General features: G+C 60.7%; 20 protein-coding genes, 1 pseudogene and 1 riboswitch. Of the genes and pseudogenes, 10 read left to right on the top strand and 11 right to left on the bottom strand.

Translation table 11 applies throughout. From position 1 onward, the window contains the following. The first annotated feature begins 4 nt into the window (after positions 1-4). A complete protein-coding gene (hemH, locus tag NWV16_RS23680) occupies positions 5-1,030 on the top strand; it encodes a ferrochelatase (RefSeq protein ID WP_260520971.1) in 1,026 nt (341 codons plus the stop codon). Positions 1,031-1,135: 105 nt separating this feature from the next. Here hemH and NWV16_RS23675 read toward each other — a convergent pair whose 3' ends face one another. Continuing rightward, a complete protein-coding gene (locus tag NWV16_RS23675; protein WP_260520970.1) occupies positions 1,136-2,410 on the bottom strand; it encodes a uracil-xanthine permease family protein in 1,275 nt (424 codons plus the stop codon). Positions 2,411-2,412: 2 nt separating this feature from the next. Next, positions 2,413-3,051 carry a uracil phosphoribosyltransferase gene (upp, locus tag NWV16_RS23670; RefSeq protein WP_260520969.1) on the bottom strand — a complete coding sequence of 213 codons (639 nt, stop codon included), beginning with the start codon at positions 3,049-3,051 and terminating at the stop codon, positions 2,413-2,415. A gap of 165 nt (positions 3,052-3,216) precedes the next feature. On the opposite strand from upp, the gene NWV16_RS23665 reads away from it, so the two are divergent. The 3 genes from NWV16_RS23665 to NWV16_RS23655 all read left to right on the top strand — a co-directional run bounded on the left by NWV16_RS23665 (position 3,217) and on the right by NWV16_RS23655 (position 4,788). After that, positions 3,217-3,774, top strand: coding sequence for a hypoxanthine-guanine phosphoribosyltransferase (locus NWV16_RS23665; RefSeq protein ID WP_065261223.1), 558 nt, complete (start codon positions 3,217-3,219; stop codon positions 3,772-3,774). Between the two features lie 183 nt (positions 3,775-3,957). Further along, positions 3,958-4,437, top strand: coding sequence for a hypothetical protein (locus NWV16_RS23660; RefSeq protein ID WP_260520968.1), 480 nt, complete (start codon positions 3,958-3,960; stop codon positions 4,435-4,437). Between the two features lie 63 nt (positions 4,438-4,500). Next, on the top strand, positions 4,501-4,788 hold the full coding sequence (locus tag NWV16_RS23655) for a PA4642 family protein (RefSeq protein WP_065261225.1): 288 nt from the start codon (positions 4,501-4,503) through the stop codon (positions 4,786-4,788). 145 nt (positions 4,789-4,933) lie between these two features. Here the strand turns inward: NWV16_RS23655 and mqo are convergent, their stop codons facing one another. Continuing rightward, on the bottom strand, positions 4,934-6,442 hold the full coding sequence (mqo, locus tag NWV16_RS23650; RefSeq protein ID WP_260520967.1) for a malate dehydrogenase (quinone): 1,509 nt from the start codon (positions 6,440-6,442) through the stop codon (positions 4,934-4,936). Between the two features lie 699 nt (positions 6,443-7,141). Continuing rightward, a complete protein-coding gene (locus NWV16_RS23645; RefSeq protein WP_260520966.1) occupies positions 7,142-7,375 on the bottom strand; it encodes a hypothetical protein in 234 nt (77 codons plus the stop codon). A gap of 192 nt (positions 7,376-7,567) precedes the next feature. Here NWV16_RS23645 and NWV16_RS23640 point away from each other — a divergent pair, with 192 nt between their 5' ends. Further along, positions 7,568-8,152, top strand: coding sequence for a YajG family lipoprotein (locus NWV16_RS23640; protein WP_260520965.1), 585 nt, complete (start codon positions 7,568-7,570; stop codon positions 8,150-8,152). A gap of 57 nt (positions 8,153-8,209) precedes the next feature. Here NWV16_RS23640 and NWV16_RS23635 read toward each other — a convergent pair whose 3' ends face one another. After that, the gene (locus NWV16_RS23635) at positions 8,210-8,416 is read right to left on the bottom strand and encodes a hypothetical protein (protein WP_260520964.1); all 207 of its coding nucleotides are present in this window, start codon (positions 8,414-8,416) and stop codon (positions 8,210-8,212) included. Between the two features lie 193 nt (positions 8,417-8,609). Here NWV16_RS23635 and NWV16_RS23630 point away from each other — a divergent pair, with 193 nt between their 5' ends. Beyond that, the gene (locus tag NWV16_RS23630; RefSeq protein WP_260520963.1) at positions 8,610-8,882 is read left to right on the top strand and encodes a hypothetical protein; all 273 of its coding nucleotides are present in this window, start codon (positions 8,610-8,612) and stop codon (positions 8,880-8,882) included. Between the two features lie 64 nt (positions 8,883-8,946). Here the strand turns inward: NWV16_RS23630 and NWV16_RS23625 are convergent, their stop codons facing one another. After that, the gene (locus tag NWV16_RS23625; RefSeq protein WP_260520962.1) at positions 8,947-10,113 is read right to left on the bottom strand and encodes a 1-acyl-sn-glycerol-3-phosphate acyltransferase; all 1,167 of its coding nucleotides are present in this window, start codon (positions 10,111-10,113) and stop codon (positions 8,947-8,949) included. Positions 10,114-10,252: 139 nt separating this feature from the next. Here NWV16_RS23625 and NWV16_RS23620 point away from each other — a divergent pair, with 139 nt between their 5' ends. Genes NWV16_RS23620 through NWV16_RS23610 form a run of 3 tightly spaced genes read left to right on the top strand, consistent with a single transcriptional unit; the run spans position 10,253 to position 11,365 of the window. Continuing rightward, positions 10,253-10,435 carry a CPXCG motif-containing cysteine-rich protein gene (locus NWV16_RS23620; RefSeq protein WP_065261233.1) on the top strand — a complete coding sequence of 61 codons (183 nt, stop codon included), beginning with the start codon at positions 10,253-10,255 and terminating at the stop codon, positions 10,433-10,435. A 9-nt stretch (positions 10,436-10,444) separates the two neighbouring features. Then, positions 10,445-10,705 (top strand): putative signal transducing protein, encoded by a 261-nt coding sequence (locus NWV16_RS23615; protein ID WP_065261234.1) that lies wholly within the window; start codon positions 10,445-10,447, stop codon positions 10,703-10,705. 36 nt (positions 10,706-10,741) lie between these two features. After that, positions 10,742-11,365, top strand: coding sequence for an SOS response-associated peptidase (locus NWV16_RS23610; RefSeq protein ID WP_260520961.1), 624 nt, complete (start codon positions 10,742-10,744; stop codon positions 11,363-11,365). Positions 11,366-11,369: 4 nt separating this feature from the next. Here NWV16_RS23610 and NWV16_RS27920 read toward each other — a convergent pair whose 3' ends face one another. Both NWV16_RS27920 and NWV16_RS27915 read right to left on the bottom strand, forming a co-directional pair. After that, a complete protein-coding gene (locus tag NWV16_RS27920; RefSeq protein WP_409519397.1) occupies positions 11,370-12,113 on the bottom strand; it encodes a methyl-accepting chemotaxis protein in 744 nt (247 codons plus the stop codon). Positions 12,114-12,224: 111 nt separating this feature from the next. Further along, a pseudogene (locus NWV16_RS27915) lies at positions 12,225-12,422 on the bottom strand (HAMP domain-containing protein); the annotation flags it as partial. Positions 12,423-13,775: 1,353 nt separating this feature from the next. On the opposite strand from NWV16_RS27915, the gene NWV16_RS23600 reads away from it, so the two are divergent. Continuing rightward, entirely contained in the window at positions 13,776-14,594 is an 819-nt protein-coding gene (locus NWV16_RS23600) for a M48 family metallopeptidase (protein ID WP_065261237.1), read from the top strand. Positions 14,595-14,638: 44 nt separating this feature from the next. Here the strand turns inward: NWV16_RS23600 and NWV16_RS23595 are convergent, their stop codons facing one another. From NWV16_RS23595 to NWV16_RS23585, 3 genes are all read right to left on the bottom strand, one after another. Beyond that, positions 14,639-15,223, bottom strand: coding sequence for a TMEM165/GDT1 family protein (locus tag NWV16_RS23595; RefSeq protein WP_260520959.1), 585 nt, complete (start codon positions 15,221-15,223; stop codon positions 14,639-14,641). Between the two features lie 88 nt (positions 15,224-15,311). Beyond that, a riboswitch (yybP-ykoY riboswitch) is annotated at positions 15,312-15,434 on the bottom strand. Between the two features lie 40 nt (positions 15,435-15,474). Beyond that, entirely contained in the window at positions 15,475-16,473 is a 999-nt protein-coding gene (locus NWV16_RS23590; protein WP_260520958.1) for a class I SAM-dependent methyltransferase, read from the bottom strand. Positions 16,474-16,506: 33 nt separating this feature from the next. Continuing rightward, positions 16,507-17,472: a 2-hydroxyacid dehydrogenase gene (locus NWV16_RS23585; RefSeq protein ID WP_260520957.1), complete on the bottom strand. Its 966-nt coding sequence runs from the start codon at positions 17,470-17,472 to the stop codon at positions 16,507-16,509. Positions 17,473-17,477 lie beyond the last annotated feature (5 nt).

Raw genomic sequence — 17,477 nt, 5'->3', positions numbered from 1 at the left:
TTGCATGACCGATCACGCCTTGCTTCTGGTCAACCTGGGTTCGCCGGCTTCCACTTCAGTGGCCGACGTGCGCAGCTACCTCAATCAATTTCTGATGGACCCGTACGTGATCGATCTGCCCTGGCCGGTGCGGCGTCTGCTGGTGTCGCTGATCCTGATCAAGCGCCCCGAACAGTCGGCTCACGCCTATGCGTCGATCTGGTGGGATGAGGGTTCGCCGCTGGTGGTGCTCAGCCGTCGCTTGCAACAGCAGATGAAGGCGCGGTGGGGCCACGGTCCGGTGGAGCTGGCCATGCGTTACGGCGAGCCATCCATTGAGACGGGCCTGCTGAAGCTGGTGGCGGCGGGACACAAACGCATCACCCTCGCGCCGCTTTATCCACAGTTCGCCGACAGCACCACCACCACCGTGATTGAAGAAGCCAGGCGGGTGGTGCGCGAGAAAAAACTCGATGTGCAACTGTCGGTGTTGCAGCCTTTCTACGATCAACCGGAATACCTCGATGCGCTGGTGGCGAGTGCCCGACCGCACCTGCAGCAGGATTACGATCACCTGCTGCTGAGTTTTCATGGCTTGCCGGAGCGGCACCTGACCAAGCTCGATCCGAAGGGCAATCATTGCTTGAAGGGTGACAATTGCTGCAAGAACGCCTCGGCTGCCGTATTGGCCACCTGTTATCGTGCGCAATGTCTGCGCACGGCGGCCTTGTTCGCTGAGCGCATGGGACTGCCGGACGGCAAATGGTCGGTATCGTTTCAGTCGCGGCTGGGCCGGGCGAAGTGGATCGAACCCTACACAGAGGCAAGACTCGACGAACTGGCCAAAAGCGGCGTGAAGAAAATTCTGGTGATGTGCCCGGCGTTTGTTGCCGATTGCATCGAGACCCTGGAAGAGATCGGCGATCGCGGCAAGGAACAGTTCCGCGAAGCGGGAGGAGAGGAGTTGGTGCTGGTGCCGTGCCTGAACGATGACCCGCAATGGGCGAAGGCATTGGCGACGTTGTGTGAGCGGGCGCCGTTGGCCCTCTGAAAATCAAAAGCTTCGCGGGCAAGCCCGCTCCCACAGGGGATTAAATGTGGGAGCGGGCTTGCCCGCGAAGGCTATCTGAAAGACAAGCTGATCTGACTGCTGGAATCAGAGCAGCGGCTCATCCGCCTTCTTGTGTTTCCAGCTGTCGTTGCCCGGCAGGATCAGGTTCAGCGCAATCGCCACCACCGCGCACAGCGCGATGCCTTTGAGGCCGAAGTCGTCCGGGCCATTGCCGGTACCGATCAGCACACCACCGATGCCGAACACCAGGGTCACCGAAACGATCACCAGATTGCGCGCCTCGCCCAGGTCGATCTTGTGGCGGATCAGGGTGTTCATCCCCACCGCCGCAATCGAACCGAACAGCAGGCACAGAATCCCGCCCATCACCGGCACCGGAATGCTTTGCAGCAGGGCGCCGAACTTGCCGATGAACGCCAAGGCGATGGCGAAGATCGCCGCCCAGGTCATGATCTTCGGGTTGTAGTTCTTGGTCAGCATCACTGCGCCAGTCACTTCGGCGTAGGTGGTGTTGGGCGGACCGCCGAACAGGCCGGCAGCCGTGGTGGCGATGCCGTCCCCCAGCAGGGTGCGATGCAGGCCCGGCTTCTTCAGGTAGTCGCGACCGGTCACGCTGCCGACCGCAATCACGCCGCCGATGTGTTCGATGGCCGGCGCCAGCGCCACCGGGACGATGAACAGGATCGCCTGCCAGTTGAACTCCGGAGCGGTGAAGTTCGGCAGGGCGAACCACGGTGCCGCGGCAATCTTCGCGGTATCGACCACGCCAAAGTAGAAGGACAGGGCAAAGCCCACCAGCACGCCGGAGATGATCGGCACCAGGCGGAAGATCCCCTTGCCGAATACCGCCACGATCAACGTGGTCAGCAGCGCCGGCATCGAGATCATCATCGCGGTCTGGTAATGAATCAGTTCCGAGCCGTCACCGGCCTTGCCCATCGCCATGTTCGCGGCAATCGGCGCCATGGCCAGGCCGATGGAAATGATCACGGGCCCGATCACAACCGGCGGCAGCAGGCGGTCGATGAACCCGGTGCCTTTGATTTTCACGGCCAGGCCGAGGAAGGTGTAGACGAAACCGGCTGCCATCACGCCGCCCATGGTCGCGGCGAGGCCGAACTGGCCCTTGGCGAGAATGATCGGGGTGATGAAGGCAAAGCTCGACGCCAGAAACACCGGCACCTGCCGCCCGGTGACGATCTGGAACAGGATCGTGCCCAGACCTGCGGTGAACAGCGCCACGTTCGGGTCCAGGCCGGTGATCAGCGGCATCAGCACCAGAGCGCCGAACGCCACGAACAGCATCTGCGCGCCCGACAGCACCGTGCGCCAGAGCGGATCGTTGAACTCATCCTGCATGGTTACGAGTCCTTCTGCTTGGTGCCGAAGATCTTGTCACCGGCATCGCCAAGCCCAGGAATGATGTAACCGTGCTCGTTGAGTTTCTGATCGATGGACGCGGTGTAGATGATCACGTCCGGGTGGGCCTGTTCGACGGCGGCGATACCTTCCGGCGCTGCTACCAGCACCATGGCGCGGATGTCTTTGCAGCCGGCTTTCTTCAGCAGGTCGATGGTCGCGACCATGGAACTGCCGGTGGCGAGCATCGGGTCGATGATCATCGCCAGGCGTTCGTCGATTTCCGGAACCAGTTTTTCCAGGTAGGTGTGGGCCTGCAGGGTTTCTTCGTTGCGGGCAACACCGACGGCGCTGACCTTGGCGCCCGGGATCAGGCTGAGCACGCCTTCGAGCATGCCGATGCCGGCACGCAGGATCGGCACGACGGTAATTTTCTTGCCGGCGATTTTCTCGACCGACACAGTGCCGCACCAACCTTCGATATCGTAGGTTTCCAGTGGCAGGTCTTTGGTCGCTTCATAGGTCAACAGGGCACCGACTTCCTGAGCGAGCTCACGGAAATTCTTGGTGCTGATGTCTGCACGGCGCATAAGGCCAAGTTTGTGACGGATCAGCGGATGGCGGATCTCTTGGATGGACATGGGGAAAGGCTCCGGCGGCGGGCAAAAAAACCGGCCTAGATTAATCTATCCGAGGGTGATGTCCTATAGGACATACAGTACGTTAGTCCACAAATGCTTGATTCGGCCGTAAGGGATGCGTACCTTTGCCCGCTTTTCCGAAATCCGTCCCCCCTGGAGAGCGCCATGTCCGCTGATCTCGAGCATATCCGTCAAATCATGCGAGAGGCTGACTGCCTGTACACCGAAGCTGAAGTCGAGGCAGCCATTGCCCGCGTCGGTGCACAAATCAACGAACAACTGGCCGACAGCAATCCGGTGGTGTTCTGCGTGATGAACGGTGGCCTGATCTTCTCCGGCAAACTGCTCACCCATCTGCAGTTTCCACTCGAGTCGTCTTACCTGCACGCCACTCGCTATCGCAACGAAACCACTGGCGGTGACCTGTTCTGGAAAGCCAAGCCGGAAATTTCGTTCATCGACCGCGACGTGCTGATCATCGATGACATCCTCGACGAAGGTCACACCCTTGGCGCGATCATCGACTTCTGCAAACACGCCGGCGCGCGTGCCGTGCACACCGCCGTGCTGATCGACAAGGACCACGACCGCAAGGCCCGTCCGGACCTGAAAGCCGATTTCGTCGGCCTGCCGTGCGTTGACCGCTACATCTTCGGTTACGGCATGGATTACAAGGGCTACTGGCGCAACGCCAACGGGATCTTCGCCGTCAAAGGCATGTAATTCCGGGTAATCCCCGATCCCTGTGGGAGCGGGCTTGCCCGCGATGGCGGACTTTCTGACACATTGATGTCGGATTGATCGACGCTTTCGCGGGCAAGCCACGCTCCCACAGTTGTTTTGTGTGTGCTGATCCATCCGCAATACCCATGCTAGAGTGCTCGGCCCCGCCCTCCGGAGCCCGTCATGAGCCTCTTGATCCGCAGCTGCGCCGCTCTGTTGTTCACCCTCAGCCTGCCCTTGGCCGCTGCGCCGATGCACAGTCAGTTCCTGCCGCCTGACGACCTGACCCTGCGTGATGCCGAACCCGAACAGCAGCAACTGTTGCAGGTCACCGACTATTCGGTGGTGGTCGGCGCTCAGCGGCAGTCGAACCAGCAGCCGATTCCGGTCACCTCGCCGTTGATGATTCGCCTCAAGGGCAAGTCCCTGAACAAGGGGGCGACGATCAACCAGGTGCTGGTCAGCTTCGATGGCGAAAGCAAAAGCCTGAAAAAACCGGTGTATGACGACAAGCGCAAGACCCTGACCCTGTTCTATCCGCTGTCCCAATACCGGGTGATCATCGATCTGCTGCGCAATGACACCGTGTATGTGCAGTTTCTCAGCTACGCCAACGGCCATATCTGGGCCGATCTGCACACCGGCAGCACCCGCGCGCGTTGAGCCCCGTGCCCGGGCAGGGGTAAACTGCCCGCCCCGTGAAATATCTGCGAGCTGGAGTCGGCAATGCGTAAAGACAAGAAGCAAGTGATTGGTGACGAGATCGGCGATGAGCAGATCAAGCTGTTCCTCGATTTTGAGCCGGTCGACGCCACTTCGCCGTCGCTGCACAAACTGGTCAAGGCCTACCGTGGTCTGCGCATCGACGATTTCGAGCGCTTTCTGACGTTCTTCGTCGAGGCCGGTTATGACGTCGATGGCAAGGACGAGCATGGCAAGACCTTCATCGACCAGATCCGCGATCAACGCAATGCAGCTGAATACATCGAGCTGATCGAGAAAGCGCGCGGCTGAGAACATTCCGCAACTGTGGCGAGGGAGCTTGCTCTCGTCGGCGTACGAAGCGCCCCCGTCACAGAGGCCGATGTGCCAAAGGCCGGTATCAGGCATAAAAAACGCCCCGCACTCACTGAGTGCGGGGCGTTTTTCATGGACCGGATCAGGCGTAGCTTTCGGTCTCGTTACTGGCTTCGACCAGTTCCAGCGCGACGTTGTTCTGCGTGTTGATCTTGCGATACAGCGCAGCGTCGGTCTCCAGGACCTTTTCACGGGCCGGGAAGATTTCTGCCAGTTTGGCAGCCCACTCACCCTTGGCCTTGGCCGGGAAGCACTTCTCGATCAGTTCCAGCATGATCGAAACAGTCACCGAAGCGCCTGGGGAGGCGCCGAGCAGGGCGGCGAGGGAGCCGTCCTTCGCTGCCACCAGTTCGGTACCGAACTGCAGAATGCCGCCCTTTTTCGGGTCTTTCTTGATGATCTGCACCCGTTGGCCGGCCACTTCCAGGCGCCAGTCTTCGGCTTTCGCCTCGGGGTAGAAACGACGCAGGGATTCCAGGCGCTGTTCCATCGACTGCATCACTTCGCTGACCAGGTACTTGGTCAGGTCCATGTTGTTCTTGGCCACGGCCAGCATCGGACCGATATTGCCGGCGCGAACCGACAGCGGCAGGTCCATGAAGGAGCCGTGCTTGAGGAACTTGGTGGTGAAGCCGGCATATGGCCCGAACAGCAGGGACTTCTTGCCATCGACCACGCGGGTGTCCAGGTGCGGCACGGACATCGGTGGCGAACCCACGGCTGCCTGGCTGTAGACCTTGGCCTGGTGGTGCTTGACCACTTCCGGGTTGTCGCAACGCAGCCACTGGCCGCTGATCGGGAAGCCGCCGAAGCCTTTGCTTTCTTCGATGCCCGAGGCCTGCAGCAGCGGCAGGGCCGCGCCACCGGCGCCGAGGAACACGAATTTTGCGTCGACTTCGCGACTGCCGCCGCTGTTGACGTCCTTGATGCTCACGGTCCAGCCGTTGGCGTTACGCTTGAGGCCGGTCACGCGCTTGCAGTATTTGACCTGGGCATCCGGGGCGCTGGTCAGGTGCTTGAGCAACTGATTGGTCAGGGCGCCGAAGTTGACGTCGGTACCGTTGATCACGCGGGTGGCGGCGAGCACCTGGTCTTTCGGACGACCCGGCATCATCAGCGGCATCCACTCGGCCATCTTCGCCTTGTCTTCGGTGTATTCCATGTCGGCGAAGGCGTGGTGCTTGCGCAGGGTGTTGAAGCGTTCCTTGAGGAACGACACGCCTTTTTCACCTTCGACGTAGCTCAGGTGCGGCACCGGGCTGATGAAGGACTTGCACGAGCCGAACGTGCCTTTTTTGGTCAGGTACGACCAGAACTGCTTCGACACCTCGAACTGGGTGTTGATGTGCACGGCTTTCTTGATGTCGACGGTGCCGTCGGCATTCTGCGGCGTGTAGTTCAGCTCGCAGAGGCCGGCGTGGCCGGTACCGGCGTTGTTCCACGGGTTGGAACTTTCCGCGGCACCGGAATCCATCAGTTCGACGACTTCCAGCTTGATCGCCGGGTCGAGTTCCTTGAGCAGCACTGCAAGGGTGGCACTCATGATGCCGGCCCCAACCAGAACTACGTCGACTGCTTCGTTATGCGCCATTTAACGCGTCTCCAAAATCTGCAGCACCAAATTGTCGGCATGGCTGCCAGGTGTCCGGGGCAGGTCAGTGGCGCCCCAGGTACCCATGGCCAGGTTTGCCATGTCCGAATCTCGCAATTTTTCGCAACTTCGACGGATGCGTGCGGCCTGGCTTCAAGAGTCACATGAACTCATTTCAGCAGGTGGCTGGCAATTCGACTTATGGTCGAGACATCCGTTCGTGCAACCAAATCCGTAGCGGACAGGCTTCAGGCTCCGGTATTCGAGGCGTTCCCGTTCCTGTGTCGTTGGGCTGTTTCAGACGCTAATGGTGCATGTTCAGACGCAAAACTATTCATTTGCTCGCCACACTCTTGTGAAGTTGTGAAAACCCGTTTTTTTCACGCTCTTTTGAAGACGTGAACCTCAAAAAGGGCTGTCCCGGCTGGCACCGTGCCCTGAAGGGCAAACAACTCAGTGACCGCGCGTCATGACAGCTCTGCAGATTCGCGAAAAGCGGTGATATGCCGGGGAAACAGCAGGCACGCCAGCTTCACTCGATCTGTGTGGGCGGCTCTCTGTGGGCGATATGGATGCCAATGCAAGCGCATTGACGCTGTTGCGGGGCCCGATCAGGAGACGTCCTTATAATCGGGGGGAGATTGTATCGAAGAAATGCGGGGAGTTGGTCGAGTTTAATGACTTTTATTAGGCATCCGGTCAGATGCTCAACATCGCCTGGGCACGTGCGCGAGGGCGGTGCTGTTCGACACGGGCGCTCGCAGGCAGCGGCTGGTGCAGCCAGTTCAGGCGGATTTCTTCGATTTCGACCCAATCGTCACCCATGGGCTGCAGGCTGCATTGCTTGAATGCCTGGCAGTGGCCGTTGCGGTCGAGCAGGGCAAAGCTGCGGTGCAGGGGGCGAGGAGCGAATAGCGAGATCAGATAGCGCATGGTTTGGGTTCCTTCTGGAGATCTGAGGCAAAGCTTGTCAAAAGACCGTGAAGCGCACATGTAAGGGCGGTGAACAATCTGTGACAGGAACCGCGTGCGCCGCGGGGTTGTCCGAGATTTCAGTGCTGGTGACCCGCAGTGGCCCACCGCTATACTGCCGGCCTGTCTGTGCCTGATTCTGGAGAGAAGAGCATGTTGCAACGCCTGTTGTTCGGTTTGATCACTGTGACCAGTTTGACCCTGGTTGGCTGCGCCCACAGCCCGCAACAACTGAGCCCGGAACCGAAGCTGACCACTCAGCTGGCACCGGTCGGCCATGGCCAGCCAGTCGTGGTTCGCGTAGTGGATGGTCGTCCGTCGCCAACCCTGGGCACCCGCGGTGGCCTGTACCCGGAAACCAGCGCCATCACCGTACAGCGTGAGCAGATCGTGCCGAAGTTGCAGGCCCAGGCCGAAGCGGCCGTACGTCTGCTGGGCTTCACCCCGTCCAACGGCGCGATGAATGCTCCGCAACTGACCGTGACCCTGACCGAATTGAAATACCAGTCGCCGAAAGAAGGCATGTACGTGACTGAAGCCACCATCGGCGCGACCTTCCGCTCCGACGTGCAGAGCGGCAACCGTCGTTACACCGGCCGTTACGGCGCTTCGCTGGACCAGCGTTTCGGCATGGCGCCGAACCAGGAAACCAACACCAAGCTGGTCAGTGACGTGTTGAGCGATGCGTTGACCCGTCTGTTCAAGGATCCGTCCATCGGCCAGATCCTCGCCGAATAAGGCATGCGCCCGATGTGAAAAAGCCCGGGGCCAGTGATGGCTCCGGGCTTTTTTCGTTCAGGCGGCTTGCGAGTAGAAGTGGAGGACGCTGACGCCGGTCAGCAGATCGGTCTCGGGCAAGTCCGCATGCGGGTGCCCGCCGAGGGCGCAATACACCAGCCAGTGGCGGTCCTGGACATTGAAGGCCAGGCTGTCGACGAGGGCCTGTTGTTCGTCGGAGGGAGAGATGAGGTACAGACGATCCTGGTTTTCTGCGTGAAGCATGTCGCGTTCCGTTTACGTTTCGAGGCGAGCAGGGTGGCCGAAACAAATGACGATGCCGTGACACAGGACAGCCATCGGTCGATTGATGGGTTATTTGTCGCAAAAGGTAGGGCGATGGTGGAGGGTTTCGGTAGAATCCGCGCCGCGGTCGTCGGTCTGGCGTTCGCCATTCCGGTCTAGATTGAGGTCTGTGATGCACTTGATGACGCTGTTTGCCGCCCATCCCGCCAAACTGATCAACCTGCTGGCCCTGCTGCTGGCCTTTCCGGGCAGTTGGCTGCTGCACGCGACCCGTCGTCGTGAACAACGGGCGATGGCCAGTATCGCAGCCCAGCGCCAGAGCCAGCCGGATCAGGAACCGGTGCTGGACTGGGCGACCCTGCGCATGAACCGGTTTTTCTATCGTTTCGGTTTTGCCTGTCTGGGACTGGCGTTGCTGATTTCCTGGATCAGTACCCGCTACTGAGGGCTGCTTCGAAACCCGGCGGGAACGAGCGCCCTCGCCACAGGGCGCCGCCCGCCGTAAGCACTTACAGCGGCAAGCCTGCCTTGACCCGGTACTGATTGCGTACCGGCGTCGCATATTGCAGCACCAGATACGGACGATATTCTTCAGGGCAGGCCTCCAGACGGTTCTGCCACTCTTCCCGGGCCTTGGCCAGTTCCTCGGCTCCGAACACTTCGGCGGCCTTCGGCACATTCAGTTGAGGATCGGCATCGGCCCACTGCGCGTACGCCAGGTAGTGCACCGGGAACAAGCGGTAGCCGCCGAGAATCTGCTTGTCCATCTCGACCGCCAGTTGCTTGGTGTCTTCGAACAGTTCGGTAATCGGCGCGGCGAAGTTCACGTGCACCCGGCCCTTGTAGCCGGTGATGCCCTTGGCGATGCTCACGTCATCCTCGCCCGGCGCCTTGCTGTAGGTGCCGGTGGTGGCGCGGATGTACAGCTCGCGGGCCTTGGCCTGATCGCATGGGTCGTATTCGTAGCTGATCGACACCGGGGTCAGGTTCAGCGACTGAATGACCTCGCCGAACGGCTCGTCCTTGCGGCTCATGTGGAACATCTTGAGGATCGCCGACTCGGTGCGGTCGTCGCCGTCCTTGGCCCGGCCTTCGGCCTGAGCGATCCAGATCGAGGCGCAATCGTTGCGGATCGAGTGGTTGATGTAGGCCGACAGCAACTGGTACGCGGCCATTTTCTCGCGGCGCCCGGTGATCGAACGGTGCACGATGAAGCTCTTGTTCAGGCGCATCAGGTCGCTGACGAAAGGTTTTTGCAGCAGGTTATCGCCAATCGCGATGCGCGGCGTCGGCAGGCCGGCGTGATACACCGCATAGTTGACGAAGGCCGGGTCCATCACGATATCGCGGTGATTGGCGATGAACAGATAGGCGCTGCCGGACTTGAACTGCTCGACACCGGTGTAGGTCACGCCGTCGGTGGCGCGCTCGATGGTGTGGTCGACGTAGAACTCGACCTTGTCCTGCAACGTCGCCACGGACGTCACGTCAGCGAACTCACGACGCAGCCGATGGGCTATAAGAGGTTTGAGCATCCAGCCGAAGGCACCGGCGAAACGCGGGAAGCGGAAGTGGGTGAGGATATCTAGAAACGCCTTGTCGCCGAGCAGTCTTGCCAGTACCGCAGGTACTTCGCTGTCGTCGTAAGGTCGGATGGCATCGAATTCGCCCATCATGCTCTCTTGTTGGAAACGGCTAGGGTAAGTAAAGGTTTTGATCGAAAACCAACGGGGCATGGTCTGAAAAAGTAGCCAGACAAAAATAGCCCTGCAAATAGACCGGCGATTATACGCACAAGTCACCCGGGAGACCGCGATGCTGGAAAGCGCACTGTATGAATGTCCGTACTGTGGGGAGGAGGTCGAGACTTCCGTGGATCTGTCGGGAGGTGATCAGACCTATATCGAAGACTGTCAGGTGTGTTGTAAGCCGATCAAGTTTGTACTGCAGGTCGATGGTCAGGACTGGTTTCTGGAAGTGTTCAGCGAAAACGAGTGAGGTGTGCCCATGCGGCGAATCTACGAGCCGGCAAACCTGATGGAGGGCGAGATGCTCAAGGGCATGCTCGCCAGCGAAGGCATCGAGGCGCATCTGGTCGGGCGCGATCTGCTCGGTGGTACGGGCGAATTGCCGATCTTCGGGCTGCTCGGGCTTTCGGTCGAGAACGATCAGGCCGAGTACGCCCGCGAACTGATCAGCGCGTACAATGCCGCGCTGCCGCTGCCCGGCGATGAACCGGAGAGCTTCCCCGGTACGCTGGTCTGTTAGGCTGGCGTTCGTTTTACTTTTGAGTCGTGCTGCCCCATGTGTGGACGTTATGCCCTGTTTCGCTGGAACCGCGACTTCGCCGCGCTGCCAGGTTTTCCCGCCGATCAGCAGGCACAGTGGAACATTTCCCCCAATGATTCGGTGTTGATGTTGCGTGCCGAAGCCGACGGCCAGCGCAGCCTGGCCCGCGCCCGCTGGGGCCTGACGCCGCCATGGCTGACAGACCTGTCGCGCACGCCGGCCCACGCCCGGGCCGAAACCGTGGCTGAACAACCGATGTTTCGCGAGGCGCTGCGCCTGCGTCGCTGCTTGCTGCCGGCCAACGGTTTCTACGAATGGCGCGGCAACGTGCGCAAACAGCCGTACTGGCTGACGCCGGGAGAGGGTTCTTCGCTGTTTTTCGCGGCGATCTGGGAGGCGTATCCGGTGCAGGAACAAGTCTGGCTCAGCACCGCAGTGATTACCCAACCGGCAGCCAGTCAACGCCGACCGTTGATACTCGATGAGGCGGGGCAGGCGGCGTGGCTCGATCCCGAGACGCCGCTGCATGTCCTGCAAGGTCTGCTCGCCGGCGAACCCGCCGCCTTGCGCGAGCGGGTGCTGGCGAACCTGGTCAATGATCCGAAACTCAACGGGCCGGAGTGCTTGACGCCGGCCTGATCGGTCAGACCTTGAACTGATTGATCAACCGCCGCTGCTGTTCCGCCAGTTTGGTCAAATCCGCACTCGCCGAACTCGACTCGTCCGCCCCACCGGCCACTTCGTTCGCCACCTGACCGATGTTGATCACGTTGCGGTTGATGTCGTCGGCCACCGCGCTCTGTTCTTCGGCGGCGCTGGCGATCTGAGTGTTCATGTCGTTGATCACCGACACCGCCTGAGTGATGGTCTCCAGCGCTTCGGCGGCCTTGGCTGCCTGCTGCACGCTTTCGTCGGTGCGGTTCTGGCTGTCCTCCATGACCCGCACCACGTCGCGAGTGCCCTGTTGCAGTTGCTGGATCATGCTCTGGATTTCTTCGGTGGCTTTCTGGGTCTTCTGCGCCAGGTTACGCACCTCGTCGGCGACAACGGCAAAACCGCGACCCTGCTCACCGGCTCGGGCGGCTTCGATGGCGGCGTTGAGGGCCAGCAGGTTGGTCTGCTCGGCGATCCCGCGAATGGCAATCAGGATCGCATTGATGTTTTCGCTGTCCTTGGCCAGCGTTTGCACCACGTCCACCGCCTTGCCGATTTCCACGGCCAGCACACCGATCGAATTCGACGTGTCGCGCACGATCTGCATGCCTTGCGCCGCTGCCTGATCCGCATGGCTGGCGGCCTGCGCCGCCTGGGTTGCGTTGCGCGCCACGTCCTGGGCGGTGGCGGTCATTTCCTGCACAGCGGTGGCGACCTGATCGATCTCGGCCATTTGCTTCTGCACGCCGATGTTGGTGCGGATGGCGATGTCGGCGGTGTGTTCCGAAGAATCGCTGACGCTCTGCACCGACGTCACCACTTGGGTGATCATCGCCTGCAACTTGGCCAGGAAGGTGTTGAAGCCCTTGGCGATCGAGCCCAGTTCGTCATTGCGGTCACTGCTCAAACGACGGGTCAGGTCGCCTTCGCCCTGGGCGATGTCATCGAGCATGGTCACCATTTGCTTGAGCGGCCGGGCGATGCCGTGGCCCACCAGCCAGATCACCAGCAGGCCGAGGCCGGCGATGACCAGGCCGACCATGGCCATGCCGAAAGTGTCGGATTTACGCTGGGCGTCGAGGTCGCCCTGGAGTTTCTGCAGATCGGCCATCACCGCATTCAGCGGCAGTTGCAGCATCAGTGTCCAGCGCGCATCGGTCTGGCCGATACCGAAGGGCAGGTACAACTCGATCCGCCCCGACTCCTTGTTGACGGTGTAGGTCACTTCGCCGCGCTTGAGATTGGCCATGTTGGCAATCTGCTGGGCATCGAGAATGTCACTGACCTTCTCGCCGAATTTGCTCGGGTCCTTTGTATAGGCGACGATCCGGCCATTGCCACCGATCAGGGCCATTTGCCCGGCGCCGCCGTACAGTTTCTGGTTGGCTCCCAGCAGCATTTCCTGAATGAAGTTCACCGAGAGGTCGGCCCCGACAATGCCCTGGAAGGCGCCGTTGAGCATGATCGGCTCGATGAAGGAGGCGAGCATGACGATCTTGTCGCCCACCTTGTAGGGCGCCGGATCGATCACGCAGGATTTTTTGGTTTCTTTCGAGCACAGGTAGTACTCGCTGGCGCGTACGCCGGTGGACAGGACTTTCTGATCTTCGACGTCTACCAGTTTGTCCAGGCCCAGGGTGCCGTCCTCGTTGCGGAACCACCACGGCAGGAAGCGTCCGTTGGTGGCGTCGATGCCCACTACGCGGGTGCCGACATAAGCCGCGTCATTGTGATCCAGTGCGTTTTTTTCCCAGCCGATGTAGGTGCCGAGAATTTTCGGATTCTTCTCGACGTTTTCCTTGATCAGGCTGATCAGCTGTTCGCGGCTGACGGTCAGGCGCGGTTGGCCATCGGTGCCCGAGGTGCCGAGCAGGGCGTTGACCCGCACCAGTCCGCCGGCGATCAGCAGCGGTGCTTCCAGTTCGCGCTGGATCTGGCTGACCTGAGTCTGCGCCAGCGAAGTCAGGCGCTGTTCGATGACTTGCTCGAACTGCTCCTGGGTTCGCTGTTGAACCATCTCTTGAGTGCGAGCACCGGAAAACAGCGCATACAGCACCAGCGCAGCTACCACGCTGAGAACGATGGCGCCGGCCAGGGCCGCCACGGAAAACTGGATCGACTTGAATTTCATGGAAGCTCCGCACGCAAGAGGACATCTGCGCTGTTGTATCGGCAGCCACTATTGCGCCATGAGGCGAAGTGCGAGCAATTGAGGGCAGATGTCGCAAATGGAGCAGTGCGCGACGCAGATGCGCAGGGCTTTTCGGCGAATATGAATTTTTTCCTGCAGGGTTGGCAGACGCTTTCTGAAAAACAGATGCATCACGTCTGTTGTATCTGGCGTCGATACAATTACCCGCCTAGCATACGCGGCAAGTTTTCAGGGAGCTTTTGAATGAACAAGACTTTGGTTGTAAGTGCACTGAGCGCGGCTTTGTTGCTGGCCGGCTGTCAGTCGGTCAACACCACCAGCGGCGGTGCCGTGGGCGTGGAACGCAAGCAGTACATGTTCAGCATGCTGTCCTCGCAAGAGGTCGACCAGATGTATGCCCAGTCCTATCAGAAAACCGTAGGCGAGGCGTCCAGCAAAGGTGTGCTGGACAAGACCAGCAATGACGCGAAGCGTGTCCAGGCGATCGCCAACCGCCTGATCGCTCAGGCACCGAACTTTCGTCCGGACGCGGCGCAATGGCAATGGGAAGTGAACCTGATCAAGAGTGATGAACTCAACGCCAACTGCGGTCCTGGCGGCAAGATCATTTTCTACACCGGGCTGATCGACAGCCTGAAACTGACCGACGATGAAATCGCCGCGGTCATGGGTCATGAAATCGCCCACGCCCTGCGTGAGCACGGTCGTGAAGCGATGTCCAAGGCTTACGGCATCGAAATGGCCAAGCAGGGCGCCGGCGCATTGTTCGGCCTCGGCCAGGACAGCCTGGCGCTGGCCGACACCGTGGCCAACTACGGCATGACGCTGCCCAACAGCCGCGCCAACGAGAACGAAGCCGACCTGATCGGCCTGGAACTGGCCGCCCGTGCCGGCTACAACCCGAACGCCGCGATCACCCTGTGGAACAAAATGAGCAAGGCGTCCGAAGGTGCACCGCCGGAGTTCATGAGCACTCACCCGGCATCCTCCAGCCGGATCGCGTCGTTGCAGGCGGCAATTCCGAAGGTCATGCCGCTGTACGAAAAAGCGCCCAAGTCTTGAAACAAAGACCGCTCCCGCACTGCGTGTGGGAGCGGTCTGCCGGATCAAATCCAGCCGCTGCTCTGCATCGCCTTGTACACCGCGACGAGCGCCAGAATCATGAACGCCGAGGCGGCCAGTCGACGGATCAGGGTCAACGGCAGTTTTTCTGCGGCAAAGTTACCGGCCAATACCACTGGCACGTTGGCAATCAGCATGCCCGCCGTGGTGCCGATGATCACCAGCCACAGCTCCGGGTATTGCGCGGCCAGCATTACGGTGGCGATCTGCGTCTTGTCACCGATTTCCGCGAGGAAGAACGCAATCAGGGTGGTCAGGAACGGCCCGAACTTGCGGGCGGTGCTGGTTTCGTCGTCATCCATCTTGTCCGGCACCAGCGTCCACAGGGCGGTGGCGGTGAAGCTGGCCGCGAGTATCCAGTGAAGAACCGAGTCGGAGAAGAAGCTGCCGAACCAGGCGCCTACCGCACCGGCTGCCGCGTGGTTGGCCAGGGTCGCAGCGACGATGCCGGCAATGATCGGCCAGGGTTTGCGAAAGCGAGCGGCGAGAATCAGCGCGAGCAGTTGCGTCTTGTCGCCGATTTCGGCCAGGGCAACGATTGCGGTGGGAACGAGTAACGAGTCCAGCATCAGGATTTCCTAAGGGGCGGGTCGACACGGCTATGACACGTACAGCCTTCCCGCCCCGGGTAAGGTGTTCGTGTCATAGGTCTTGTCAAACCCTGCGAACCGTCTGTTGCGGACGCTTGGGTCGCATACGCCATGATCTGAGGATCAAGTGTGTTGACGTATACCGGACGAGCTTGGCGCTCGTGGGAGACTACTCCCCTAGGACGGAGCGGATTCTGCCTAGGCGCAATCCATTCGGCAAGCACTAATTTTCAGCTGCGTCTGGCCTGGTAAATCCGGAAACCATCGCCTTCGGCCTTGATCGCGCATGCGCCCAGATGCTCTTCGATCAGTGGCTGATACTTCAGGAAGCTGTTGGCCACAAGGCGCAGTTCGCCACCTTTTTTCAGATGTTTTGCCGCTTTTCGCAGCAAGTTTTCGGTGGCGAAATAATCGGTGTGAACACCGGTATGGAACGGTGGATTGCTCAGAATCGTGCTCAGATCCATCGGTGCTGCGTCGATGCCATCACCGGTCAACACCTCGGCTTCCAGACCGTTGGCCGCCAGTGTCAGGCGACTGCTGGCGGCTGCGAATGCGTCGACGTCCAGCAACGTGACTTGATTCTGTGGATAGCGACGCTTGACCGCCGCGCCGAGTACGCCGGCGCCGCAACCGAAGTCCAGCAGATGACCGCTCGGCAGTTGATCCAGATGCTCCAGCAGCAGAGCACTGCCGCGATCCAGTCGGCCATGGCTGAACACGCCCGGCAGGCTGATGACTTTCAGCGGGCCTTCGGCCAGCGGCAGTTCGTAGGTCTGGGCCAGGCTTTCCAGGGATTTGGCTTGCGGGGCGTTGGCTACCGTCACTTGCCACAACTGGCAGTGGCGCGCGCTGTCGAGCTTGCGCGGCTTGCCGAACGAGTTGAGCTGTTTGGACGCGCCTTCGATGCCGCTGCGTTTTTCCCCGACCAGAAACACTTCGCGCCCGGCCAGACGTGAGGCCACGGCATTGAGGAGGTAGTCGGTCAAATCCCTGGACTTGGGCAGGAACACCACTGCGCTGTCGAACTCGCGCTCCGGCACATTCACGCCGAAATGGCTGCGACCTTTGAAACGCGCCTCGAGCGCCGCCTGATCGCCGGCATGCCAGCACCAGCCGAATGCGTCGGGCAGGCGCCCGAGCAAGTCATCGGCGGGCAGACCGACCAGCAACAGCGAACCCTGGAATAACTCGACCTGACGAAGCAGTACTTCACTGCGCGGATCCATAACTGCTCCCGTGAAAAAAAGTGCCGCAGTTTATCAACTGACGACCCGCAGCGCCTTACCGCTGTAAAACGCCCGGGTGTTTTCCACCAGTTGGCCGACGATTCGCTGCCGGGCTTCGCGACTGCCCCAGGCGTTGTGCGGGGTGACGATCAGGCGCGGGATGTCGGTGGCGAGCAATGGATTGCCGTGGGTTGGCGGTTCGATGCTCAACACATCGGTGGCTGCGCCGCCGAGATGACCGTTGCGCAGCGCATCGGCCAGGGCCTGTTCATCGATCAGCCCGCCACGGGCGGTGTTGACCACGAAAGCACCGGGTTTCATCAATGCCAGCTCGCGGGCACCGATGAAGTGTCGGGTGTGTTCATTGAGCGGGCAGTGCAGCGTGAGGGCGTCGATCTGTGGCAGCAGTTCTTCCAGCGGCAGGCGATCCGGACGGGCCGGGCGCCCCGGAATCTGCCCGAGTAACACACGCATGCCAAACGCTTCGGCCAGGCGCGCCACCGCGCCACCCAGTTCACCGTGCCCGAGCAGCCCGAGGGTCTTGCCCTCCAGCTCGACGATCGGGTAGTCCAGCAGACAGAACTGTTTGGCTTGCTGCCAGCGGCCTTCGCCGACGGCTTTTTGATAATCGGCAAGACGCGTGGCGAGATTGAGCAACAGCATGATCGTGTGTTGCGCCACTGACGGCGTGCCGTAACCCTGGCAGTTGCACACGGTGATACCCCGGGCGCGAGCGGCGGCCAGATCGACATTGTTGGTGCCGGTGGCCGTGATCAGGATCAGTTTCAGTTGCGGGTTGGCGTCCATGGCGGCGGCATCGATCAGGATCTTGTTGCTGATGGCTACGGTCGCGCCTTGCAGGCGGTCGCTCACTTGCGCAGGCAACGTCTGGGGGAACAGTTGCAGGTCGCTGAAGCAGGCTTGCAGTGGCGCGAGGTCAAGGTCGCCCAGATCCAGGGAAGGGTGATCGAGGAATACGGCGCGGTGGGCGTTCGTCATCAACT

The organism is Pseudomonas sp. BW7P1 (assembly GCF_024981055.1).
Taxonomy (GTDB): Bacteria; Pseudomonadota; Gammaproteobacteria; order Pseudomonadales; family Pseudomonadaceae; genus Aquipseudomonas; species Aquipseudomonas bananamidigenes.
This window is presented reverse-complemented; position numbering and strand designations above follow the sequence as displayed.